30 protein-coding genes are annotated in these 21,257 nt (G+C 42.7%); 20 read left to right on the top strand and 10 right to left on the bottom strand.

Features of this window, described 5'->3' with window-relative positions; all coding sequences use genetic code 11:
- Positions 1-19 precede the first annotated feature (19 nt).
- Positions 20-874 (bottom strand): DMT family transporter, encoded by an 855-nt coding sequence (locus CLV57_RS06320; RefSeq protein WP_100340467.1) that lies wholly within the window; start codon positions 872-874, stop codon positions 20-22.
- A gap of 255 nt (positions 875-1,129) precedes the next feature.
- On the opposite strand from CLV57_RS06320, the gene asnS reads away from it, so the two are divergent.
- The 3 genes from asnS to CLV57_RS18600 all read left to right on the top strand — a co-directional run bounded on the left by asnS (position 1,130) and on the right by CLV57_RS18600 (position 3,149).
- A complete protein-coding gene (gene asnS, locus CLV57_RS06315) occupies positions 1,130-2,566 on the top strand; it encodes an asparagine--tRNA ligase (protein ID WP_100340466.1) in 1,437 nt (478 codons plus the stop codon).
- Positions 2,567-2,715: 149 nt separating this feature from the next.
- Complete coding sequence (locus CLV57_RS18605) at positions 2,716-2,943, top strand: SRPBCC family protein (RefSeq protein ID WP_245856885.1); 228 nt, start codon at positions 2,716-2,718, stop codon at positions 2,941-2,943.
- Complete coding sequence (locus tag CLV57_RS18600; RefSeq protein ID WP_245856884.1) at positions 2,940-3,149, top strand: SRPBCC family protein; 210 nt, start codon at positions 2,940-2,942, stop codon at positions 3,147-3,149. The genes CLV57_RS18605 and CLV57_RS18600 overlap by 4 nt, the downstream gene beginning before the upstream one ends.
- A 124-nt stretch (positions 3,150-3,273) precedes the next feature.
- Here the strand turns inward: CLV57_RS18600 and CLV57_RS06305 are convergent, their stop codons facing one another.
- Positions 3,274-4,359 (bottom strand): DNA topoisomerase IB, encoded by a 1,086-nt coding sequence (locus tag CLV57_RS06305; RefSeq protein WP_100340465.1) that lies wholly within the window; start codon positions 4,357-4,359, stop codon positions 3,274-3,276.
- 110 nt (positions 4,360-4,469) lie between these two features.
- Between CLV57_RS06305 and CLV57_RS06300 the strand changes: the two genes are divergently transcribed.
- A complete protein-coding gene (locus CLV57_RS06300) occupies positions 4,470-5,495 on the top strand; it encodes an aldo/keto reductase (protein ID WP_100340464.1) in 1,026 nt (341 codons plus the stop codon).
- 122 nt (positions 5,496-5,617) lie between these two features.
- On the opposite strand, the gene CLV57_RS18685 is transcribed toward CLV57_RS06300, so the two are convergent.
- Positions 5,618-5,743 (bottom strand): hypothetical protein, encoded by a 126-nt coding sequence (locus CLV57_RS18685; RefSeq protein WP_262497416.1) that lies wholly within the window; start codon positions 5,741-5,743, stop codon positions 5,618-5,620.
- 189 nt (positions 5,744-5,932) lie between these two features.
- Between CLV57_RS18685 and CLV57_RS06295 the strand changes: the two genes are divergently transcribed.
- From CLV57_RS06295 to CLV57_RS06285, 3 genes are all read left to right on the top strand, one after another.
- On the top strand, positions 5,933-6,250 hold the full coding sequence (locus CLV57_RS06295) for a DUF6686 family protein (RefSeq protein ID WP_169927063.1): 318 nt from the start codon (positions 5,933-5,935) through the stop codon (positions 6,248-6,250).
- Positions 6,251-6,516: 266 nt separating this feature from the next.
- Entirely contained in the window at positions 6,517-6,900 is a 384-nt protein-coding gene (locus tag CLV57_RS06290; protein ID WP_100340462.1) for a VOC family protein, read from the top strand.
- 13 nt (positions 6,901-6,913) lie between these two features.
- Positions 6,914-7,114, top strand: a complete 201-nt coding sequence (locus CLV57_RS06285) for a hypothetical protein (RefSeq protein WP_100340461.1) — start codon at positions 6,914-6,916, stop codon at positions 7,112-7,114.
- Between the two features lie 142 nt (positions 7,115-7,256).
- On the opposite strand, the gene CLV57_RS06280 is transcribed toward CLV57_RS06285, so the two are convergent.
- A complete protein-coding gene (locus tag CLV57_RS06280; RefSeq protein WP_100340460.1) occupies positions 7,257-8,270 on the bottom strand; it encodes a threonine aldolase family protein in 1,014 nt (337 codons plus the stop codon).
- A 44-nt stretch (positions 8,271-8,314) separates the two neighbouring features.
- On the opposite strand from CLV57_RS06280, the gene CLV57_RS06275 reads away from it, so the two are divergent.
- Positions 8,315-9,004: a hypothetical protein gene (locus tag CLV57_RS06275; RefSeq protein ID WP_100340459.1), complete on the top strand. Its 690-nt coding sequence runs from the start codon at positions 8,315-8,317 to the stop codon at positions 9,002-9,004.
- Here the strand turns inward: CLV57_RS06275 and CLV57_RS06270 are convergent.
- Positions 9,001-10,215: a BaiN/RdsA family NAD(P)/FAD-dependent oxidoreductase gene (locus CLV57_RS06270; RefSeq protein WP_100340458.1), complete on the bottom strand. Its 1,215-nt coding sequence runs from the start codon at positions 10,213-10,215 to the stop codon at positions 9,001-9,003. The two genes, CLV57_RS06275 and CLV57_RS06270, sit on opposite strands and share 4 nt — an antisense overlap.
- Between CLV57_RS06270 and CLV57_RS06265 the strand changes: the two genes are divergently transcribed.
- The 7 genes from CLV57_RS06265 to purE are packed head-to-tail and all read left to right on the top strand — an operon-like array spanning position 10,214 to position 14,685.
- Entirely contained in the window at positions 10,214-10,822 is a 609-nt protein-coding gene (locus tag CLV57_RS06265) for an NADH-quinone oxidoreductase subunit A (protein WP_100340457.1), read from the top strand. The genes CLV57_RS06270 and CLV57_RS06265 overlap by 2 nt on opposite strands.
- A 1-nt stretch (position 10,823) precedes the next feature.
- Positions 10,824-11,303: an NADH-quinone oxidoreductase subunit B gene (locus tag CLV57_RS06260; RefSeq protein WP_100340456.1), complete on the top strand. Its 480-nt coding sequence runs from the start codon at positions 10,824-10,826 to the stop codon at positions 11,301-11,303.
- Entirely contained in the window at positions 11,303-11,776 is a 474-nt protein-coding gene (locus CLV57_RS06255) for a hypothetical protein (RefSeq protein WP_100340455.1), read from the top strand. The genes CLV57_RS06260 and CLV57_RS06255 overlap by 1 nt, the downstream gene beginning before the upstream one ends.
- A gap of 49 nt (positions 11,777-11,825) precedes the next feature.
- Positions 11,826-12,965: a 5-(carboxyamino)imidazole ribonucleotide synthase gene (locus tag CLV57_RS06250; RefSeq protein ID WP_100340454.1), complete on the top strand. Its 1,140-nt coding sequence runs from the start codon at positions 11,826-11,828 to the stop codon at positions 12,963-12,965.
- 21 nt (positions 12,966-12,986) lie between these two features.
- Positions 12,987-13,649, top strand: coding sequence for a hypothetical protein (locus tag CLV57_RS06245; protein ID WP_100340453.1), 663 nt, complete (start codon positions 12,987-12,989; stop codon positions 13,647-13,649).
- A gap of 8 nt (positions 13,650-13,657) precedes the next feature.
- Positions 13,658-14,197, top strand: coding sequence for an STM3941 family protein (locus tag CLV57_RS18320; protein WP_157799079.1), 540 nt, complete (start codon positions 13,658-13,660; stop codon positions 14,195-14,197).
- The gene (purE, locus tag CLV57_RS06235; protein ID WP_100340451.1) at positions 14,194-14,685 is read left to right on the top strand and encodes a 5-(carboxyamino)imidazole ribonucleotide mutase; all 492 of its coding nucleotides are present in this window, start codon (positions 14,194-14,196) and stop codon (positions 14,683-14,685) included. Before CLV57_RS18320 ends, purE begins: the two co-directional genes overlap by 4 nt.
- A 3-nt stretch (positions 14,686-14,688) precedes the next feature.
- Here the strand turns inward: purE and CLV57_RS06230 are convergent, their stop codons facing one another.
- The gene (locus CLV57_RS06230; protein ID WP_100340450.1) at positions 14,689-15,105 is read right to left on the bottom strand and encodes a hypothetical protein; all 417 of its coding nucleotides are present in this window, start codon (positions 15,103-15,105) and stop codon (positions 14,689-14,691) included.
- An 88-nt stretch (positions 15,106-15,193) separates the two neighbouring features.
- Positions 15,194-15,757 (bottom strand): YqgE/AlgH family protein, encoded by a 564-nt coding sequence (locus tag CLV57_RS06225; protein ID WP_100340449.1) that lies wholly within the window; start codon positions 15,755-15,757, stop codon positions 15,194-15,196.
- 118 nt (positions 15,758-15,875) lie between these two features.
- Between CLV57_RS06225 and pdxH the strand changes: the two genes are divergently transcribed.
- From pdxH to CLV57_RS06210, 3 genes are read left to right on the top strand one after another with little or no spacing between them, the layout of a single operon-like run.
- Positions 15,876-16,523: a pyridoxamine 5'-phosphate oxidase gene (pdxH, locus tag CLV57_RS06220; RefSeq protein ID WP_100340448.1), complete on the top strand. Its 648-nt coding sequence runs from the start codon at positions 15,876-15,878 to the stop codon at positions 16,521-16,523.
- Positions 16,520-17,017, top strand: coding sequence for an NADH-quinone oxidoreductase subunit C (locus CLV57_RS06215; protein WP_100340447.1), 498 nt, complete (start codon positions 16,520-16,522; stop codon positions 17,015-17,017). The genes pdxH and CLV57_RS06215 overlap by 4 nt, the downstream gene beginning before the upstream one ends.
- 33 nt (positions 17,018-17,050) lie before the next feature.
- Positions 17,051-18,277 (top strand): NADH-quinone oxidoreductase subunit D, encoded by a 1,227-nt coding sequence (locus CLV57_RS06210; RefSeq protein ID WP_100340446.1) that lies wholly within the window; start codon positions 17,051-17,053, stop codon positions 18,275-18,277.
- A gap of 54 nt (positions 18,278-18,331) precedes the next feature.
- On the opposite strand, the gene CLV57_RS06205 is transcribed toward CLV57_RS06210, so the two are convergent.
- Together CLV57_RS06205 and CLV57_RS06200 are read right to left on the bottom strand one after the other, a co-directional pair.
- Positions 18,332-19,426, bottom strand: coding sequence for a S1 family peptidase (locus tag CLV57_RS06205; protein ID WP_100340445.1), 1,095 nt, complete (start codon positions 19,424-19,426; stop codon positions 18,332-18,334).
- 15 nt (positions 19,427-19,441) lie between these two features.
- Positions 19,442-20,014 (bottom strand): RNA polymerase sigma factor, encoded by a 573-nt coding sequence (locus tag CLV57_RS06200; protein ID WP_100340444.1) that lies wholly within the window; start codon positions 20,012-20,014, stop codon positions 19,442-19,444.
- Positions 20,015-20,219: 205 nt separating this feature from the next.
- Here CLV57_RS06200 and CLV57_RS06195 point away from each other — a divergent pair, with 205 nt between their 5' ends.
- On the top strand, positions 20,220-20,408 hold the full coding sequence (locus CLV57_RS06195) for a hypothetical protein (protein WP_100340443.1): 189 nt from the start codon (positions 20,220-20,222) through the stop codon (positions 20,406-20,408).
- Between the two features lie 131 nt (positions 20,409-20,539).
- Positions 20,540-20,725: a hypothetical protein gene (locus CLV57_RS06190; protein WP_100340442.1), complete on the top strand. Its 186-nt coding sequence runs from the start codon at positions 20,540-20,542 to the stop codon at positions 20,723-20,725.
- A 66-nt stretch (positions 20,726-20,791) separates the two neighbouring features.
- Here the strand turns inward: CLV57_RS06190 and CLV57_RS06185 are convergent, their stop codons facing one another.
- Positions 20,792-21,247 (bottom strand): PA2169 family four-helix-bundle protein, encoded by a 456-nt coding sequence (locus CLV57_RS06185; protein WP_100340441.1) that lies wholly within the window; start codon positions 21,245-21,247, stop codon positions 20,792-20,794.
- Positions 21,248-21,257 lie beyond the last annotated feature (10 nt).

Here is a 21,257-nt window from a genome sequence, read left to right as displayed (position 1 = left end):
ACCGAAAGTAAAATAGTAATTATTTAACAGTCTGCGGTTTTAAAAATGTAATTGCAATTCCGGCCAGTACAACAGCGCTGCCTATTATTTGATGCAAACCTAAACGTTCGTTCAAAATAAACGCAGCCAACACACCTGCTACTACCGTTTGGCTTAACAGCGTAATAGATATTTTGGTTGACTCAATAAACCGAATAGAATAATTGATAGCCAGCCAACCCAGCAACTGGCAAACAAGCCCCATCCCTGCAAAATAAAACCAGTTGACGGGAGAATAATCAAACAACACCTCATTATTGATCAGGCAAATGACCAGCAGAAATAACATGGCTGCCAGCATATTATAAAACATAAACGTAATGGTGCTAATACGCTGCAAAATATTTTTGGTGATGAGTATATAAATAGCGTAAAGCATGCTGGCCGCCACGGCAAAAGTAAAGCCCAGGCCGAATTGCAAGTGGACTACCTGCTGCAAGCCAACCAATATCAGCATACCCAAAATAGCCAGCCCTGTACCTATCCAGAATAACTTACCTGCTGCTTTTCGGAATAAAAAATAACTGATGAGCCCCACCCACACCGGCGCCAGGTTAGCCAACAAGGTTGATACCGTAGCGCTGATCATTTTAAGCGATGAGTTCCACAAAGAAATATCTGCCGCGAAAACCAGTCCGCCGGTGGCGGCAAGCGCCATATCTTTTAAGCCGATCTTTAAATTGTGCTTAAAAAGGCAAACGGGCAGCAACACTATCCAGCCAAAAAATATGCGGTAAAAAGCGCACACCACGGGCGATGCATCTGCCAGTTTCACAAAAATGGGCGAGAAGGAAATGCACAATATGCCAATGGCCAGCGTTAATTTGGAATTCATAGGACGGCAAAGCTACATAATCTCAGTTGTCATTTCGAAAGAGTAGAAGGGAGAGGATTGAGAGGTGGGACGAAAGAGAAATAATTTCGAAGCGATAATCCACCGAGTAAAAAGTTTGAAAAATTTCTCTTTCGCCCCATCCCGCTGCCACTCCCAAGCTATTTCAAAATGACCATCGGTGTAATAAATAGCACCACAATTAAGCGTTTAAATCAAATAATTGTAATTTAGCCGCTCTTAAATTTTATATACAAAATGAGTCAACGCACTAAGATCAAGGAATTATTGGCGAGCACGCAAACAGGTATGGATGTTACGGTAAAGGGTTGGGTACGCACCTTTCGTAATAATCAGTTCATTGCTTTGAATGATGGCTCTACTAATAACAACATTCAAATAGTAGTTGATTTTGAAAATACCGATGTTGCCTTATTAAAACGCATTACCACCGGCGCTGCCATCAGCGTGGTGGGCGAACTGGTTGCCTCATTAGGTAAAGGCCAAAGCGTTGAGGTAAAGGCTAAAGAGATTGAAATTTTAGGCGATAGCGATCCTGAGAAATATCCGTTGCAGCCCAAAAAACATAGTCTGGAGTTTTTACGTGAGATTGCGCATCTGCGTTTCCGCACCAATACTTTTGGCGCGATATTCCGTGTACGTAACAGCTTGGCATTTGCGGTACACCAATTTTTCCAGGAGAAAGGCTTTGTTTACCTGCATACCCCTATTATCACCGCAAGTGATGCTGAAGGAGCAGGCGAAACTTTCCACGTTACCAACTTTGACATAGCTAACCCGCCAAAAACGGAGACCGGCGAGATAGATTACAAGCAAGACTTTTTCGGTCGCGCTACTAACCTTACCGTATCTGGTCAGTTAGAGGGTGAACTGGGCGCTATGGCTTTAAGCGATATTTACACTTTCGGTCCTACTTTCCGTGCTGAAAACTCTAATACTACCCGTCACCTGGCTGAGTTTTGGATGATTGAGCCCGAAATGGCTTTTTATGATATTGTTGACAACATGGACCTTGCCGAAGCCATGCTGAAATACGTGATCAAATACGCTTTGGATAATAACAAAGATGATATTGAATTTTTAACCCAGCGTTTAACAGAAGAGGAAAAACAAAAACCGCAGAACGAACGCAGCGAAATGACTTTGTTAGAAAAATTGCAGTTCTGCTTAGCTAACGATTTTGAGCGTTTAACTTATACCGAGGCAATTGAAATTCTGAGAGAATCAACGCCGAATAAAAAGAAGAAATTTCAATACCCGGTTGAAGGTTGGGGAACCGACCTGCAATCAGAACATGAGCGTTATTTGGTAGAAAAACACTTCAAAAAGCCGGTTATATTAACCGACTACCCTAAAGAGATCAAATCATTCTATATGCGCCAGAACGACGACGGCAAGACCGTTGCTGCCATGGATATTTTGTTCCCGGGCATTGGCGAAATTATAGGCGGTTCGCAACGTGAGGAGCGTTTAGATAAGCTGGAACAACGCATGGATGAGATAGGCATACCTAAAGATGAGCTTTGGTGGTATTTAGATACCCGCAGGTTCGGCGCTTGTCCGCATGCCGGTTTTGGTTTAGGCTTTGAGCGTTTGGTGCTGTTTGTTACAGGTATGGGTAATATTCGCGATGTTATTCCTTTCCCAAGGTTCCCTAAGAACGCTGAGTTTTAAAGATAACCCTTCTGATACTGTCATTCTGAGTGATAGCGAGAATCTTATAAAATTGCCTAACTAAGCGCTTGGTCAGTAAAGCGCATAAGATTCTTCACTCCGTTCAGAATGACAACATTTTTTTCTTTATGCCAACCATCCAACTCCATATGCACATAAACGCACCTATTAAAAAGTGCTTCGATTTTGCCCGGAGTATTGATCTGCATATTGAATCAACCAAACAGACAGGCGAAAAGGCCATAGCCGGCAAAACCAGCGGACTCATCGGCTTGGGCGAAACCGTTACCTGGCGGGCACAGCACTTTGGTGTGTGGCAAAATCTAACTACCAAAATAACCGATTTAACGCACCACAGTTCTTTGCTGATGAAATGATAAGCGGAGCCTTTAAAAGCTTCAGGCATGAGCATTATTTTACTACTGATGGTGATGGAACCTTGATGCGGGATGTGTTTGTATTTGAATCGCCTTTGGGAGCAGTAGGCAGAGTATTTAACGCATTGGTTTTAACGAAATACATGACCAACCTTCTTGTGCAACGTAATAAGGTAATCAAGCAGTTTGCTGAGTTTGATAGCTAATAGTAATTGTCATTCTGAGCAATAGCGAAGAATCTTATATACTTTGCTGACCGAGCGCTTAGTTAGGCAATTTTATAAGATTCTTCGCTACCGCTCAGAATGACAGTTTAATCAAACCATTTTACTAACTCGCTACTGCCAGTTTCTCCTTCTCTAATAAAGCTAAAAGCGCTTTTTCGGCTACGTTAAGTTCGGCTGCTTTAATGTCTTTATCTTCGTCCAATTCCTTAATGTAATTAAACAGCGTGCCTTCCTCGTAGCTTTTTATTACCGTTGGGTGCACGTAGTATTTTTTACATACGGTGCGGGTATTACCCAGGTTAATAGCTACCTCGTCCAACACACTCACTATTTTCTTTTTACATTCACTCATAGTTGAGAATTCACCGGCTGCTTTGAATGCATATAAAGCGCTTACGCTGCCTGCCCAGGTGCGGAAATCTTTCGCGGTAAAATCCTCACCTGTTATGTGCTTGAGGTAATTGTTTACATCTCCCGATCCAATGGTACAGCGCTGCCCATCATCATTATAAAACTGGAAAAGTTCTTTACCCGGAATATCGCGGCATTGTTTAACCAACCGTGCCAGTTTGCGGCTTTGCAAAGCAATTTTGTGCATTACGCCTTTCTTGCCCTTAAACTCAAAGTTAAGCTGGGTACCGTTTATTTTAACGTGCCTGTCTTGCAGTGTTGTTAAACCAAATGAACCATACAATTTTTTGTACGATTCGTTCCCTACCCTTATACTGGTGAGTTCCATTAAGCGCACCACTAAAGCCACCACCTTATCGTGATCAAGGTTAGGGCGCGACAGGTCCTTATCCAACTGCTGCCTTATGGCAGGAAGGTGCGACGCGAATGTTTGCAAACGATGATACTTGGATTGGTTGCGAATACTGTTCCATGCCGAATGGTAACGGTACTGTTTACGGCCCGCCGCGTCAACTCCGGTAAATTGTAAATGGCTGTTCTCATATGGCGATATCCATACCTTGGTATAGGCAGGCGGTATCACCATGGCATTAAATCGCTTTATCAGTTCTTTATCTTTTACCAAACCACCCTCGGGGTTATAATAACTCCAGCCCTTACCTGCCTTTTTGCGGGTATAGCCAGGTGTGGCATCGCTTACATAACGCAAGCCAACAGCCTTCGCGGTTATTTTTGGGTCGCGGCCAATTTTTTCCAGTTTCTTTTGCAAACGATTCATCGTTAGCATATAACATCGGCAATACTTTTAAGTTTTACGTTGCGCTAACCATTTTATTAGAGAATTTTTAGAATTTTAGTTTTTTATATTCACCTACCAAATTATCTAACATGAAATACAATCTTTTAGGAAACACAGGCATTTACGTGTCTGAAATTTGCTTCGGCACCATGACCTTTGGTGGAAGCAACGGCGGTATATGGACCAACATTGGCCAGGTGCAGCAGCAGGAAGTTAACAGCTTAATGAAAACTGTTGTTGACGCGGGCATTAATTTTATTGATACCGCTAACATCTACTCGTTTGGCGAATCGGAAACTTTATTGGGGCAGTCTATTATTGACCTTGGGCTTAACCGTAACGACCTGGTGATAGCCACTAAAGTACGCGGCCGCATGAGCAAGGGCGTTAATGATGTTGGGCTTACCCGCCTTAATATTTTTCAATCTGTTGATGCCAGTTTAAAGCGCATGCAACTGGACTATATTGACGTGCTATACGTGCACGGCACCGATTTAAAAACACCTATTGAGGAAACCGTAAGGGCTTTAAACGATATTGTTTTAACCGGCAAAGTGCGCTACATAGCCATTTGTAACTGGCCGGCCTGGATGGTGATGAAAGCGCAGGGCATTGCCGACAAATACGGTTGGAACAAATTTGTGGGCCTGCAGTACTACTATTCGTTGGCCAGCCGTGATATTGAGCGCGAGATTGTTCCGTTGGCTGCCGATCAAAACCTGGCCATTATGCCATGGAGTCCGTTGGCAGGTGGCTTCCTTTCCGGCAAATACACCCGCGATGGTGGTGCGGCAGGAGCACGCAGAGATAACTTTGATTTCCCGCCTATCAACAAAGAAAAAACGTATGATATAATTGAGGTGCTGGGCGAAATTGCCGGGCAACACGGCGTATCGGTTGCGCAGGTAGCATTGGCTTGGGTACGTTTGCAAAAAGGCGTTACCAGCACCATCATAGGCGCTAAAAACATTGATCAGTTGAACGATAACCTTAAATCAACGGAGGTTGTACTTTCTGCCGATGAATTGAAAAGCATTGATGAGATCAGCTCCCTGCCACGCGAATATCCCGGCTGGATGGTTGAAAGACAATCTGCCGACAGAGAACCACAATAGTCATTGGTCATTGGTCATTGGTCATTGGTCATTGGTCATTGGTCATTGGTCATTGGTCATTGGTCATTGGTCATTGGTCATTGGTCATTGGTCATTGGTCATTGGTCATTGGTCATTGGTCATTAAAGAATTTTCTTAATAGCGATGGGTTTTACATCCGTCGCTTTTTTTTGCAATAATTCTTCCACATCGTCATCGCGATGAGCATGGCATGAGCGTTGACTCGTGCGGCGAAGTGGCGATCTCACGCCAATGCTTTAGAATAGCTTACATAACTAAAAGAATATTATTTTTATTTGGATTTATTCTAAATAAGATTTTACTTTGTTGTGAGGCTGCTCACGGTAGCAGCCCATCTATCTTAAAATATTCAAGTCCTGCCTGTGCGTTGCTGCTTGTCAGTATACACGCATATGGCAGGCACTAATTTTACTGTTATGTGCGAGAACATCATTTTAAGCAAGACCGGCGCGGCCACCATCAGTCAGTGTATGGAATGTAAAGTACTTACCTTATGGATGCGTACGTTGTTGCTTAATTTTTCGCCCGAGCAGTTTAAGAGCTTTAAAAATTTCACTTCAAAGCTGGAGGTGGATCAAAGCCTCTTCCCTTTTCCGGATGGCGAAGAACGCCTGGTATTACGAACGCCGCATAACGATATATGCATGGCCTTTAGCATAGACGACTGGGAGCAGTTTCAGGGTGCTATGGACGAAGCGGAGTACATGATGCAGGTGTATGACATGATGAGTTAAAACCCTGATTAAAATGTGTTATTATGCCGGCGGACTAACCCCTCTCTGCCTTCGCACGCATTCCCGCCGCACCCCTCCCCAGGGAGGGAAACTTGAAAAATGTATTGGATTGAAAAAACAATATATGTAAGCGATCCCTCCTCGGGGAGGGCGGGGAGGGGTTGATCCGGCCACAGTAGTAGAAAATCGCTCCGCGTTTAATTTTGATTCTTACCTAAAGATCCAATATCAAAATCATAACTTGCACTTAACCAAACTTTGCGGCTATGTATAAACCCGAAAACTACAATTCCCTCTCGTCATATTTAATTGTTGACAACGCACAGCAACTGGCTGATATGTTAGTAACAATTTTTAACGGCAAAGAGTTAAGAAAATATAACCGACCCAACGGATCAGTTATGCACATGGAAGTTCAATTAGACGATAGCATATTAATGCTTAGCGATGCCACTGCCGACTATCCTGCGCAAAAAGCCATGTTACACATGTACGTGCCCGATGTTATGGCAACTTATAACAAAGCTATTGAAACAGGTTGTACCGCAATAGAAGAACCCGTTAACAAACCCAGCGACCCGGATAAACGCGGCGCGTTTTTAGATTCGGCAGGCAATTATTGGGCAGTGAGCACGCAAATGGGTAATTAACTATATTAGCGCAGTGAAACAACTCATTCAAATACTCCGCGCCATATTTATTGTGTTTTTGTGTGTGAACCTTTTTACCTGGTTTACTACGCATTCTTCCGGAAGGGCTGTGCCGGGCAAAACGGATCTTTTCTTTGGAATTAACGGAGTAGTGTTGCTGGCGTTAGTTATTTTGTTTAACTATTTATACAACCGTAACAAGGCTGAAGGGTAAAGGCTATTCAGGACGGATCAGCCTAAAAATCGTTTCACCCGTTTCATTTTCGTTTCGCTCCAAAACAGCAATCAATTAACTAACAGCAACTTACGTAAATAATCGTCTCACATCGTTTCATACACACAGTGAGACGATACGGTTATTTGATCTGCTTTAATGTGCTGATGGTATATTCTACCTGATCTGGGTGTACATCCAGATGCAGTACAAATCGTATACGGTTAGGACTGGTAGCCATACATTGAATACCGTTTTCGGCCAGTTGCTCAACCACCCTTTCAGCAGGCTGAACAGTATCAAACAAAACGATATTAGTTTCCACCGGCATTACGCTGCTTACCCATGGGCAGGCGGCCAACGCTTCAGACATAAGCCGCGCATGAGCATGATCTATCTTAAGCCGATCAACGTGATGATCCAGAGCATAAATACCCGCCGCTGCCAGAAAACCTGCCTGTCGCCAGCCACCACCCAACACTTTACGTATGCGGCGGGCCTGTTTAATAGTTTCCTTATCAGCCAGCAACACCGAGCCTACGGGCGCCCCCAAACCTTTGGATAAGCATACTGATATACCGTCAAAGTATTTACCATAATCTGCAGCCAAATCACCTGTGTGTGTTAAGGCATTGAATATGCGTGCACCATCCAAGTGTAGTTTAAGTCCGCGGGTCTGGCATAGCTCAGCAATAGGTTTGATCTGTTCCAAAGTGTAGCAACTCCCGCCGCCCCGGTTACTGGTATTCTCCAACACCACCAAACTGGTACGTGGGTAGTGAATGTTGTCTGCATTGATCTCCGGTTCAATCATATCAGCAGTAACCAGACCTCTATATCCATTCAATAACCTTGTTGATACCGCCGAATTGAAAGCAATACCCCCACCCTCATAACGGTAAACGTGAGCTGTTTGGTCGGCTATCAGTTCGTCCATGGGTTGGGTAAAGCACTTAATAGCTATCTGGTTGGTCATGGTTCCTGATGGGCAAAACAAACCCGCCTCCATACCGAATAAGGCAGCTACCTTTTCTTCCAGTTGGTTAACGGTTTCGTCTTCGCCAAAAACATCATCGCCCACTTTGGCGCTAAACATGGCCTGCAACATTCCGGGCGTTGGCCGGGTAATGGTATCGCTCCTTAAATCAACTGTCATGGTATATAAAATGTGCCTAAAATTACGTTATTTGTGTTTTAGTTATGATACGCCATATTACATTCATTATTGCACTCACTTTAGTAAGCATCAGCGCTGTTGCACAAAAATGGCAGCCCGGGTATTTTTATGATAAGCGAGGTGTAAAGAATAGCGGCTTCATCAACCAAACGCCATCAGGCAAAGGCCCTATCAAAAATGAAGCGTTCATTGAGTACAAAGAGTACGAGAAAGACAAGCCCATGAAGCTCAGTGCCAGCGACATGAAATCATACGTAGTAGCCCGCGACAGCTTTGTGGTGGCAGCGTCATTAACAGATGATTGGGCCGGCGAGCAGTTGGACTTTGTGAGGGTTGCCGTAAACGCCCCTATCAAATTATACATGGCCAAAGTAGGCGATGTAAGCGCCCGACAAAAACCTGTTGCTATAAACCCCGCCTTGAGCACAGGTTATGGCAGCGGAGGCATGGGTGGCGGCTTAGGCGGCGGCATAGCCATTAACCTTGGCGGCCGGGGCCGCGGCAGTACGCGCATTGCTTATCTGTATGGCGAAAGCACTAATGGCATGAAGCTACTGACTGAGGAAAATTTTGAGGATGTGATGATAGAGATAATGGGCGATGAACCCGCAGCCGTTGACGTAATAAAAAATAAAAAAACAAACCTGCGCGATATTGAAAAGCTAATAGCCTACTATCACCAGCTGCAGGATGAGCGTAACCGTCGCCGTTAAATATTTTGCGCTATAACGAAACCACTTGCCCAGGCCCACTGAAAGTTATAACCGCCCAACCATCCGGTAACGTCTACACATTCACCACCAAAGTACAATCCGGGTACCTTTTTAGCTTCCAGCGTTTTTGAATACAATTCGTCGGTTGATACGCCGCCACGCATAACCTCGGCTTTATCGTAGCCTTTATCGCCTGCCGGCTTTACTTTAAAATTGTGAATGAGCTCCTGAATGGCTTCCAGGTCAGCCTTGCTTAATGAAGCCAGATTCTTATCAACGGGCAACCTGCTGCTTAATGCTTCGGCAAACTTACGGGTGTAAAACTGGGTCAGGAAGTTGAGCAGCATTCTCTTGCCGTTGAGTTGACGTTCCTGCTGAATGAGTTCGGCAATATCTTTATCAGGCAACAGATCTATAAAAATAAACTCACCAGGTCTCCAGTAAGATGAGATCTGCAATATAGCCGGGCCGCTCAAGCCCCAATGTGTAAATAGTATATTCTCATCAAAACTGGCCCTGTCATTCCATACACGGCAAAAAATGCTATTGCCTGATAGCTGCTCATACCAGGGCTGGTCTTTACCGGTAATGGTGAGTGGTACCAGCGCAGGCGCTGTGTTAATTATCTTCAAACCAAACTGACGCGCAACACGCAAACCAAAATCAGTAGCGCCCATTTTCTGAATGGGCAGTCCGCCTGCGGCTATTACTACTTTGGGCGTTTTTAGTTCGATGGTTTGGCCCTCATTTTCAAAGGTCACTTTAAAACCACTGTCAGTTTGCTCAACCTGTTTAACATCCGCACTCAGCTGCATTTGCTGCTCAAGATCATGACATAGTTCTGTAAAAACTTTCACTACATCGCGAGCCTTGTCGCTGGTTGGGAACAGCTGCCCCAATGTTTTCTCTTTGCCTGCTATGCCATACGTTTCAAAAAAACTAATGGTATCATCAACAGTCCACTGCGCAAAAGCCGACTTTACAAAATGCTCATTTTCAGAAATAAACTGTTGGGCTGAGGCATACAGGTTGGTGTAATTACAACGGCCACCGCCGCTTATCAATATCTTGGCGCCTACCTTATCGTTCTTCTCTAAAATAAGTGTACGCTTGCCTAAAAAGCCCGCCTGCACGGCGCACATTAATCCGCAGGCGCCGCCCCCTATAATTATAGCGTCGAAATGGCTTTGATTTATTAGCTTTGCATACATGAGTGAAGTTTCGCAAATATCAGAATTTGGCAAGATACTTATCTTTTTAATTGCGGGAATAATAATGGTGAGCTTTGGTTTCCTGGCCAACCGCATTCTATCTCCTAATAACCCAACTGCCGAAAAGCAGCTATCATACGAGTGTGGTGAAGAACCAACCGGCAATGCATGGCTGCCGTTCAATCCGCGGTTTTATGTTATAGCCCTGGTTTTCTTATTGTTTGAGGTAGAAATGGTATTTGTATTTCCATGGGCAACGGTATTTGGCAATCATGATATCATAGCAGCGGTACCAACATGGGGCTGGTTTGCACTGGCAGAGATGTTTATCTTCTTAGGTATTTTGATATTGGGTTTGGTTTATATTTGGGTGAAAGGTGATCTGGAATGGATAAAACCTAACCCTATTGTACCGAGCACGAATGTAAGCATACCGGCTTCGTTATACGAAAGGGTTAATGCCGAGCAAAGCACCTACACCGTTAAAAAATTTGAGTTGACTGCCGCATCTGTAGCAACCTCCTCTGCAACAGCCGAACCGGCATCTGCATCAACAGAAGGTGCGGTGCGAAAACCTCTGTTTAAACCATCCTTTAAAAAACCATAAAATGAGTGATATAAATAGCGAAGGCAGCGGATTTGTGGTTACAAAACTAAACGACCTGTTAAACTGGTCGAGGTTATCATCGGTATGGCCATTGCAGTTTGGCATTGCCTGCTGTGCTATTGAAATGATGGGCAGTTACTCTGCTACTTATGATCTGGAACGCTTCGGTGTGTTCCCGCGGGCTTCGGCACGTCAGGCTGATGTTATCATTATAGCAGGTACCGTTACCTTCAAAATGGCCGAACGTATAAAACGTTTATATGAGCAAATGCCCGACCCTAAATATGTTATTTCAATGGGATCGTGTTCTAACTGCGGCGGGCCTTACTGGCAGCATGGCTACCACGTGGTAAAAGGCGTTGACCGTGTTATCCCGGTTGATGTTTATGTACAGGGGTGTCCTCCGCGTCCCGAGGCGTTGATCGGCGGCATTCTTGAACTGCAAAAAAAGATAGCGGACGAAAACCTGATCACTGTTTAATGGCCGACTTGCAATTGTATAAAGCCAAAGCATTAAAAAACATATTGTGGCTGGGCTTACTTGTTGGTACCCTTGACGGGTTGGCGGCATTGTTACTTAATTACAATGCCAGTCCGGGATTGATATTCAGGTTCATTGCCAGCGCCATATTTGGCCCTGATGCCTACAAAGGCGGCGCAGAAATGATTGTTGCCGGTGTTATTTTTCATTATCTGATTGCCTACTTGTTTACTACTGCCTTCTACCTTCTTTATCCTTTTGCCTTTTCTATGTTAAAGAACAAGTATGTGGTAGCTAATATATACGGCGCTATTACATGGCTCATCATGAATATGGTTGTGGTTCCATTAAGCAAGATAGGCATGCACGCCATTAAACCGTTGAATGCCGTTGTTGGGTTGCTCGCGCTTATTATATGTGTTGGGTTACCGATAGCTGTAGTGGCGGATAAACGCTTTAAATCAACCCGATAGCATATTTCTTAGGCTTTTTAACCTATTTTGGGTAAACTTGCAGTTGCAAATGAAAACATTTTACGGAGACCTTAAACTCGGAATTTTAGGCGGCGGACAATTGGGCCGCATGCTGATACAGCAGGCTATTAATTACAACGTAACGGTTAAAGTACTTGACCCCGACAGAGAAGCGCCTTGCAGAAAACTTTGTGATGAATTTGTGGTTGGAGCCCTTAACCACTATAACACCGTTTACAACTTTGGTAAAAAGGTTGACCTGCTAACCATCGAAATAGAAAAAGTAAACGTTGATGCGTTGGAGCAACTGGAGAAAGAGGGTGTTATGGTTTATCCACAGGCCAGGGTTATCCGCTTAATACAGGATAAAGGTTTGCAAAAACAATTTTTTAAGCAGAACGATATTCCTACCGCTCCTTTCCAAATTATATCCAACAAAACAGAGTTGGAGCAAACCACCATGCCTTTCCCTTACATTCAAAAGTTAAGGAGAGATGGGTATGATGGCAGAGGCGTTTACAAAGTGATCGATGAATCGTATCTGGACAAAGCCTTTACAGAGCCGAGTTTGATAGAGCAATGGATTGACTTTGAAAAAGAGATAGCGGTTATTGTTGCCCGTAATGAAAGTGGCGACATTAGTGCCTTCCCAATGGTGGAAATGGAATTTAACCCGGATGTTAACCTCGTTGAGTTTCTGATATCCCCTTCTACCCTACCATTTGAGGTTCAGCAGGAAGCTGAGCGTATAGCGAAAAAGATAGCAGACGACCTACGAATTGTGGGCTTACTGGCTGTTGAAATGTTTTTAACTAAAGATGGGCAGATACTGGTAAACGAATTGGCTCCGCGACCGCACAACAGCGGGCACCAAAGCATTGAGGGTAATGTTGTATCGCAATTTGAGCAGCATTTACGTGCTATTTTCAATCAGCCTATGGGTGATACTGCCTGTTTGAACAACGCCATTATGGTAAACGTTTTAGGCGAGGAAGGGCATGAAGGACCAGCGGTTTACCAAGGCATTGAAAAAATATTGAAATGCCCGGGCGTATACGTGCACCTGTATGGTAAAGCGCTTACCAAGCCTTTCCGTAAGATGGGACACGTAACCATTGTTGATGCCGACAGGGAGAAAGCCATCGAGAAGGCACGGTTTGTACAGAAAATGCTGAAAGTAGTATCTTAGCAATACCAACGGCTAAGCACCATGAACCTCAAAGCAATTATTGCTGCCCTTTGCTTGTTACTATCCAACGCGGCATTTAGTCAGATTCAATATAAGTACTCACAAAAATTAGGTACACTTGCGACTGTAGCACTACCGGATACTCCCAAAATTTATCAGGAAGAAGGCATAAAAAGTTTTGTTTCCAACTATTCAGAAACAACTTATTATGCTGCCTCCGGTTCTGCTACCGATAGATTAAAAGACATTCTGAACTCATACTCCAATGACTCTTTTTACAACCAATATGTAAATGGTTTTTTAAAAAGCTTAAAAGGCAAGCTTCTTTATAAAGACAAAATTGATATAAATGGACACCCGGCTATACAATTCAGTTTTAGAGGGATAGCTAATGACCGAACCATTTACGGTCACTATCGGGTTGTACGTTTGGCAGACTCAGTTGTAACTTGTGGCGTTTTGTCTACATATTTGGTTCCGAAACAAAATAAAAATTTAACAGACTTTTTTAGCAAGTTCAAAGTAATAAGTTCCGAGGAATTGGATGGTATAGAAGCTAAAAGCACTGCCACTAAAATTGGCGAGGTGATTGGCGTGCTAACAGTAATTGGCTTGTTTGCCGCTATAGGTTTTGGAATTGTTTTTATATTATATAAGATTGTATATAGAAAAAGCAAGGCTTAAACTAAAAAATGAATCCTCCATTGAAAGAGCTATATTTTTATAAATCGCCCCTCCAAGCCTTAAAGTTACTTTTGTTAAGTGCTCCGTTTATTGTTGTAAGTCTTATAGACATAACAGGGTACTCAGATATAATGCCCAAAGGCCTGGCCTGGCTTGGTTTATGCTTTTTCGGGCTTTCAATACCATTAGCACTATACATAGTGCTTGACCGTCGACCTCAAATTATTATAAGTGAGATCGGTATATTTGACAGAATGGCCTATAAAGAAATGGTTAACTGGGAGCTTGTTAATGATGCTTACCGAGTAGATGTGCATGGGCAACGAATTATTTGCATTGTGTTAGATGAGCGGGCAATACCACTGTTAAAAGGCAATAAAAATCTTAAAAACATATCTAAAGCGATGGGGTTTCAGGAAGTAAATTTATCTTTGGGGCATTTAAAAAACAGAGACCAAGATAAGGTAGAATGGCTGATTGGAAGACTGATGCATGCCAATCCATCGGAAAGAAAAACATTAATGATTGATAGCACTGCTAAAACATGAGTTCACCAAAAGTTGGAATAATAATGGGCAGCAAATCGGATCTTCCGGTTATGCAGGATGCCGCAGATGTGTTAAAAGCATTAGGGGTTGATTACGAAATAACTGTAGTATCAGCCCACCGCACGCCTGATAGAATGTTTACCTACGCACGCGAAGCTGCCGGCAGAGGCATCAAAGTTATTATTGCCGGTGCAGGTGGCGCGGCGCATTTGCCGGGTATGGTGGCTTCATTAACACACCTACCTGTTATAGGCGTTCCGGTAAAGTCAAGCAACTCAATTGATGGCTGGGATTCTATCCTTTCTATTTTGCAGATGCCTAACGGTATTCCTGTTGCTACTGTTGCATTAAACGCAGCTAAAAACGCGGGGATTCTGGCTGCACAGATCATCTCAACCAGTGATGAAGTTGTTACTCAAAACCTGATAGCGTTCAAGGACGAACTTCGGAAAAAGGTAGAAGAGTCTGCTGCCGAAATGGAGAAATAAAGTTTAATTAAACGTAACTACCTCCGGTCCGGAGACGCGATTAACGTGGCAATTACATCCGCCTGAAATTTTATAGTTGGTAACCTTGGTTTGGCCGGTGCTTGGGTGTGTTGCCGAAACAGTAATTTCATCGCCTTCACTTGAAAGTTTGCGGAGCAGACCATCATCAACAATAGTATAAAAACCAGCTTCGTTAATACCTTTTTGATTAGCAGGTACCATGCTTTCCTTTGTGCGTTTATTAATTGCGGAGTAGTTTTTCACTTCTAAAACACCGCCACTTTTATCTTTAAACTGAACGGTAATACTCCTGAACTCCATTGTACAAGGTTGGGCAGGGCAATCAATAACCTCACTATGTTTTTTGGTGCAACCTAAACTCAGGGCTATTAAGAGTACAATAAAGATTTTGCTTTTCATGGCTTGTAGAATAGTTGTGTGATGTTTACCCTGAAACGAGTAATATCCCCCAAGCGCTACATCCCGGCATTAAAATCTTTTACTGCAATCAGTTTAATTGCGGGTTTTCCGGAAAGTTAGCAATATGAGCAAAGCGTTGTCCCATGCTAATGATCACCTGTTTCCACATTTGCTGATCGTTACTGTTAAACAGCATTTCGGTGCTGAATTTATTGGTAACCAACCAACTGTTATCCCTCACCTCATCTGCCAGTTGCTCTTGCGTCCAGCCGGAGTAACCCATAAAAAATTTGATCTCGGTTTCATTTAACTGATAACTGCTTACTAATTCTTTAACCTGCTCAAAATCCCCTCCCCAGTAAATACCTTCAGCCAATTCTATTCCTCCCTCAATTTTTTCGGGGGCACGATGAATGAAATGCAGCGTGTTAGCAGCGACTGGGCCGCCTGTAAAAACCGGAATTTCTGAGTAAGAAACGTCTGGTAAAACATCACCCAACAAATAGTCACTTTGATGATTTAATATAAAGCCCATTACACCAACATCAGCATATTCCGCAAGTAATATTACAGACCGTTTAAAGTTAGGGTCCATCATAAAGGGCTCAGATAGTAACAAGCCTCCTGCTGCCGGTGTAATTGAATTTAGCATAGCTTAACGTTTTTTTAATATAGACGCAATTAACAAGCCAAAGTAAAATATAGAGCGCAACTATTATTTGGTATACAATATTAATTATTAGGCTTTAATAATTTGTAAGTTTGCAGCAATGGACCGAGAAGAACTACAAAATTTAAGGCAGGATTACACAGCGGCATCATTATCTGAAAAAGATAGTAGTGCCGATCCTATTCAACAGTTTGATAGCTGGTTTAACCAGGCAGTTGAGGCTAAAGTGCTTGAACCTAATGCCATGACGTTGTCTACTGCAACACACGATGGTCGTCCGTCAGGTCGTATTGTATTGTTGAAAGGTTATGACAAAGAAGGGTTTTCATTTTACACTAATTATCTAAGTCGCAAAGGGAAAGAAATAGCTAAAAATCCACTTGGTGCACTTACATTTTTTTGGGGTGAACTGGAGCGCCAGGTACGCATTGAAGGCACTATTGAAAAGCTAAGCAAAGAGCAGTCTGAGGCATATTTCCATTCTCGCCCTAAAAGCAGCCAGATCGGCGCTGTAGTATCACCACAAAGCCAGGAAGTTGGTAGTCGTGGTGAATTGGATGGCCGAATGGTAAAGATGGAAAACGAATATAAAGACAAGGAGATACCCAAACCCGCGCATTGGGGTGGCTATGTTTTAAAGCCCCGTGTTATTGAGTTTTGGCAGGGAAGACCAAGCCGTTTGCATGACCGCATTGTGTATAAAAAAGTTGACAATAAAACCTGGAAGAAAGTACGCCTGGCACCATGAGTTTTGATGATATTAAGCAATTACTGATTGATAAATTTGGCGCTGGGGTTATTGTTGGCGAAGAAACAGGCGGACTACAGTCTGCTTTACAAATAACGCCCGACCTTATTGCCGATGTTTGTTTGGAGCTACGCAATAATCCGCTTACTTACTTTGATTATCTGGCCTGCTTAAGCGGGGTTGACCAAGGCGCAAGTGATGGCCGCTTTGAGGTAGTTTACCATCTTACCTCTATCCCCTATCGCTTAAATCTGGTATTGAAGGTAAGTAAACAACATGACCGTAATACAGATGAATTGCCTTCATTTAAAAGTGTATCAGCAGTTTATCGCACTGCCGACTGGCACGAGCGGGAAGCGTACGATCTGGTAGGGATATTTTTTGAGAACCATCCTGATCTGCGCCGTATTTTATTACCTGATGATTGGGAGGGTTATCCGTTAAGAAAAGATTATACAAACGCTGAGTATTATAAAGGAATAAAGATAGATTAAGCCCCCCAACCCCCTAAAGGGGAGTTTTATGCAATGGATTATACACAAGGGTTAAAAAATTACAACGATAAAATTGCCGCTGCGAGCGTGGAGGACATGGTGCTTAACATGGGGCCGCAGCATCCTTCAACACATGGGGTTTTGCGCCTTGAGTTAATTACCGATGGCGAAATTGTGAAGGAATGTATTCCGCATATGGGCTACCTACATCGCTGTTTTGAAAAACATGGTGAGCGGCTTACTTACCAGCAAACCATCCCGTTTACCGACAGGATGGATTACCTGGCATCTATGAACAACAGTCATGCCTGGGTAATGGGTGTTGAACGCATGCTGGGTATTGATAAAGACATTCCTAAGCGAATTGAATATATCCGCGTATTAATGTGTGAGCTTAACCGTATTGCCTCGCATCTGATTGCAGTAGGCACTTACGGCATTGACATTGGAGCATTTACCCCTTTTCTATGGTGTTTCCGCGATAGGGAACACATCATGGGTATGATGGAATGGGCATCGGGTTCGCGCTTGTTGTACAACTATATTTGGGTGGGCGGTTTATTTTACGACTTACCCGTTGGCTTTGAAGAACGCTGCCGGGAGTTTGTTGAATACTTTAAACCCAAGATGGTTGAGCTAAATGAACTGCTCACCAATAACCAGATATTTATTAGCCGTACGGCAAATGTTGGGGTCTTACCTTTAGACGTAGCCATTAATTATGGTTGCTCAGGACCTATAGTGAGAGGCTCAGGATTAAAATGGGATCTGCGCCGCATTGATGGCTACTCAGTTTACCCCGAATTAGAGTTTGATATACCTGTTGGAAAGGGCGAGATGGGCAAATTAGGTGATTGCTGGGACCGCTACAAAGTACGTGTTGATGAAATAGATGAATCATTAAAAATTGTGGAGCAATGCCTTGATCGCCTGCAAAAAGAATTGAAGCGCACGCCGGATTTTGACCCCCGTGCCAAGCTCCCTCGCAAACTGGTTCCAAAACCGCAGGATTATTATGTGCGTTGCGAAGGGCCAAGAGGCGAACTTGGTTTTTACTTCATACACAAACAAAACAAAGAGCAAGCTAAAGACGGCTCAACCAGGATGATGGATACCGAAGTACCATTCCGTGTTAAAGCGCGCGGACCGGGTTTTAATAATTTATCTGTATTGCCTGAGCTATCAAAAGGTGTTATGATTGCTGATCTGGTGGCTATTGTAGGGTCGTTAGACTTTGTGTTAGGAGAAGTAGACAGATAGCTAAAAAACAAAAAGAGGCGCTTTAGGCGCCTCTTTTTGTTTATGGACAGTATATTACTGTCCGTATATCTTCACCATAAAAGTAAACTTCTTTACCTTTTCAATTTTATCAACATCACTTAAACCGGTTAAAGAACTCTTTTTGTTGATAGAGATCTTTCTTGTTAATGAATCTTCCGGAATGTTATCAATAGCATCAAGCAGATATTTTGATTTGATAGCATAGTGAGCGCCTTCAAACTGCGCTTGTTTGGCATCAGTAATACCAATCAAGTTTCCTTTGCTGTCCAAAAGCGGGCTGCCGCTATTGCCCGGATGAATAGGAATATCAATTTGATAATGTACGCTATCGCCACGGAAACCTGTTTTAGCAGCCAGATAACCATTACGGTAAACCGCTGTTCCTTCAGGGTAACCGTAAGTAAACAGTTTTTCGGCCAAGGAGCTTTCAGAGCGTTTAAATGAATATGGTATTGCACCTAAATTGGAGAAAGAATCGTCGGCTATTTTAAGTATGGCAATATCATGTTGCGGCTCGGTATAAACTACCTTAGCCTTAAATGATTTACCATCATAATTTTGCAGATAAACAGAGTCGGCATCGCGCACAACGTGGTAGTTGGTAGCAACTAACCCGTCGGAAGTGATGGCGAAACCTGTGCCTGTACTGCTGTAACGGTCGGCAGGTTTTGCGTTTTCTGATTTAATAGCCCTAATAGATCTGCTCAGCGTAGCATTTGAACGGTCAAGCTGATCTACCTTATTTTTTAATGCCTCTATATTGTTGCGATCGTCAAACTTACCGGAGGCCCACATAACGCTTAAAAACGCGAAAATAGCAACGGACGCCGCTACAGATATTTTAGAGTGATGATTACGCCACATACGTACCACCCATGAAGGATGCGCCATCAGGCTTTCTTTCAAATCATGAACATCAATTTCCTGATGAATAGCGTTGAGGCGGTTTTCCAGTTCAACGCGCTCGCTGTATTGTTTAAGCAAACCGGCAAATAGCTGGTGCTCGTTTACCCTGGCATCAAAAGTTGCATCAGCTTTACGCATGGCCTCAAACGCCGCGCGTTCTTCGGCATTCATTTCGCCATTGTAATACCGTTCAATTTTTTCTAAAAGTTGACTCTCGCTCATCTTATAACCCTCTTTTTATTGCTGCTGAAAAAACAACTTTTTCAGCCTTTGCAGGCATTTATACTTTTGTGTTTTGGCATTATCTGCGTTGGTATAGCCAAATCGCTCACAGATCTCCTGCATTGATCTGTTATGTATATAAAAATCTTCCATAATGGTTTTGCAGGGTTCGCCAAGTAATTGCAATGCACTTTCCATTTTTTTGAATTGTACATCGCGGGCCTCGTGCTTTTCAAAATCCTCTTCCTCTACGGGTAAAAAATCCTGAAAATCCTTTATATCTCCCCCGTAACGGTTAATGTGGCTAAGTCTTTTCAACCACAAGCGCCGGCAAACCGAGTAGATATAAGTTTTGAGCTTACTGCTCAGCTCAAAATCTCCTGCCTTGACCTTATTATAAAGAACTATTATAGCTTCCTGATAAATATCCTTTGCGTCGTCTTCGTCGCCGCTGTTATTTACAATCAGCTGTAAAACCATCGGAAAATAGGCAACATATAACTTTTTTAGCGCTGCCTCCGAGTTGTTAAGTATACCTAAAATTACTTCGCTGTCTGTTGGCGTTGAATCTCTTAGCTCCTTGTTCACTACTACTTAATACTTTTTAAATGAAATTGTAACCCAACATGGGACAAAAAATAAAAGTATAAATATTATTACAATGTGGAACAGCCATAAAAAGCCGTACCTGTTACCTGGATAACGAAATATTTAATTTTTTTTTCACAAAACGGGGTTACCTATTTTAATTATTTGTATTAATGATTAAACATAACTTAAAAACGTTTCTATTATGAAGAATTTCTTTAAAATGGCTTTTGTAGCTCTTGCTGTAGCTACTACTGTTTCTGCTTGCGAAGGTAAAGGTGATAAAGGTGCTGATACTACTGTTGTAGATTCAACTGTTAAAGTTGACTCAACTGTTAAAGTTGATTCAGTTGTAACTGATACTGTTGCAAAAGACACTACTGCAAAAATGTAATTTGCAATTTTAATAGCTGACTATTAGCTATTTTGTAAAGGGTAACCGGTTTTTTTTTAAAACATGGGTTACCTTTTTCTTTTTAATGTATTAATGCTAAAACTATATAGTCACTTTTAAAATTAAAAAAAATGAAAAACTTAAAAATCGCTTTCGTAGCATTAGCTATCGCTACTTCATTCGCAGCTTGCAAAGGTTCAGAAGAAACTACTGCTACTGACACTCCTGCAACTGATTCAGTTACTGCTGTTGATACTGCTGCTGCTGACACTGCTGCTGCTGATACTGCTGCTAAAGACACTGCTGCTAAAATGTAATCCATTTTCAGCTAAAACAAAAAAGGCCTTCGAGTTTGTCGAAGGCCTTTTTTGTTTGTTAATAATTTACTGCACGGTGCTATCGCGCAAAGCTTTGATCTCATCATGAGATGCCTGTAACACAGTTACCTGGTCGTTTAAAATATCACGCAGGTAGGCAGGTAGATGCTCATCAGCAATGGCGCTTTTGTATGCTTTCAATATAGCATCTTCGCCAAACTCGCAGTCTTCCAGTATAGAGTGCTCATCATGACCTGTAAATTTAGCTTTCATGTCTAACCAGGTACGGTGAATTGTACCACTAACACTTGTTCCGGTTTCTGCTTCGCCGCCTAAAACTTCTACTTCTTTGGCTAACTGCATTTTTAAATGATGGCTCTCGCCAATCTTTTCAGTGAAAGTTGCTCTTAATTCAGCATCGCCTTCCACATCGTTTAAAGCTTTCTCAAATCCTTTTACACGATCATTGTTGATCTCTATGAGATCATTCAGTATCGATATTGCTTCTTTTGTATTTTCCATGGTTGTATAA

The organism is Mucilaginibacter auburnensis (assembly GCF_002797815.1).
GTDB lineage: Bacteria > Bacteroidota > Bacteroidia > Sphingobacteriales > Sphingobacteriaceae > Mucilaginibacter > Mucilaginibacter auburnensis.
This window is presented reverse-complemented; position numbering and strand designations above follow the sequence as displayed.

Coding starts and splice junctions, on each gene's coding strand:
- CLV57_RS06190 (WP_100340442.1), top strand. CDS start 20,540: ATGAAAAACTTAAAAATCGCTTTCGTAGCATTAGCTATCGCTACTTCA.
- CLV57_RS06230 (WP_100340450.1), bottom strand. CDS start 15,105: ATGAAAAGCAAAATCTTTATTGTACTCTTAATAGCCCTGAGTTTAGGT.
- CLV57_RS18320 (WP_157799079.1), top strand. CDS start 13,658: ATGAATCCTCCATTGAAAGAGCTATATTTTTATAAATCGCCCCTCCAA.
- CLV57_RS06255 (WP_100340455.1), top strand. CDS start 11,303: ATGGCCGACTTGCAATTGTATAAAGCCAAAGCATTAAAAAACATATTG.
- pdxH (WP_100340448.1), top strand. CDS start 15,876: ATGGACCGAGAAGAACTACAAAATTTAAGGCAGGATTACACAGCGGCA.
- CLV57_RS18605 (WP_245856885.1), top strand. CDS start 2,716: ATGCACATAAACGCACCTATTAAAAAGTGCTTCGATTTTGCCCGGAGT.
- CLV57_RS06215 (WP_100340447.1), top strand. CDS start 16,520: ATGAGTTTTGATGATATTAAGCAATTACTGATTGATAAATTTGGCGCT.
- CLV57_RS06280 (WP_100340460.1), bottom strand. CDS start 8,270: ATGACAGTTGATTTAAGGAGCGATACCATTACCCGGCCAACGCCCGGA.
- CLV57_RS06185 (WP_100340441.1), bottom strand. CDS start 21,247: ATGGAAAATACAAAAGAAGCAATATCGATACTGAATGATCTCATAGAG.
- CLV57_RS06250 (WP_100340454.1), top strand. CDS start 11,826: ATGAAAACATTTTACGGAGACCTTAAACTCGGAATTTTAGGCGGCGGA.
- CLV57_RS06205 (WP_100340445.1), bottom strand. CDS start 19,426: ATGAGCGAGAGTCAACTTTTAGAAAAAATTGAACGGTATTACAATGGC.
- asnS (WP_100340466.1), top strand. CDS start 1,130: ATGAGTCAACGCACTAAGATCAAGGAATTATTGGCGAGCACGCAAACA.
- CLV57_RS18600 (WP_245856884.1), top strand. CDS start 2,940: ATGATAAGCGGAGCCTTTAAAAGCTTCAGGCATGAGCATTATTTTACT.
- CLV57_RS06210 (WP_100340446.1), top strand. CDS start 17,051: ATGGATTATACACAAGGGTTAAAAAATTACAACGATAAAATTGCCGCT.
- CLV57_RS06265 (WP_100340457.1), top strand. CDS start 10,214: ATGAGTGAAGTTTCGCAAATATCAGAATTTGGCAAGATACTTATCTTT.
- purE (WP_100340451.1), top strand. CDS start 14,194: ATGAGTTCACCAAAAGTTGGAATAATAATGGGCAGCAAATCGGATCTT.
- CLV57_RS06245 (WP_100340453.1), top strand. CDS start 12,987: ATGAACCTCAAAGCAATTATTGCTGCCCTTTGCTTGTTACTATCCAAC.
- CLV57_RS06260 (WP_100340456.1), top strand. CDS start 10,824: ATGAGTGATATAAATAGCGAAGGCAGCGGATTTGTGGTTACAAAACTA.
- CLV57_RS06225 (WP_100340449.1), bottom strand. CDS start 15,757: ATGCTAAATTCAATTACACCGGCAGCAGGAGGCTTGTTACTATCTGAG.
- CLV57_RS06320 (WP_100340467.1), bottom strand. CDS start 874: ATGAATTCCAAATTAACGCTGGCCATTGGCATATTGTGCATTTCCTTC.
- CLV57_RS06295 (WP_169927063.1), top strand. CDS start 5,933: ATGTGCGAGAACATCATTTTAAGCAAGACCGGCGCGGCCACCATCAGT.
- CLV57_RS06300 (WP_100340464.1), top strand. CDS start 4,470: ATGAAATACAATCTTTTAGGAAACACAGGCATTTACGTGTCTGAAATT.
- CLV57_RS06270 (WP_100340458.1), bottom strand. CDS start 10,215: ATGTATGCAAAGCTAATAAATCAAAGCCATTTCGACGCTATAATTATA.
- CLV57_RS06275 (WP_100340459.1), top strand. CDS start 8,315: ATGATACGCCATATTACATTCATTATTGCACTCACTTTAGTAAGCATC.
- CLV57_RS06195 (WP_100340443.1), top strand. CDS start 20,220: ATGAAGAATTTCTTTAAAATGGCTTTTGTAGCTCTTGCTGTAGCTACT.
- CLV57_RS06290 (WP_100340462.1), top strand. CDS start 6,517: ATGTATAAACCCGAAAACTACAATTCCCTCTCGTCATATTTAATTGTT.
- CLV57_RS06305 (WP_100340465.1), bottom strand. CDS start 4,359: ATGAATCGTTTGCAAAAGAAACTGGAAAAAATTGGCCGCGACCCAAAA.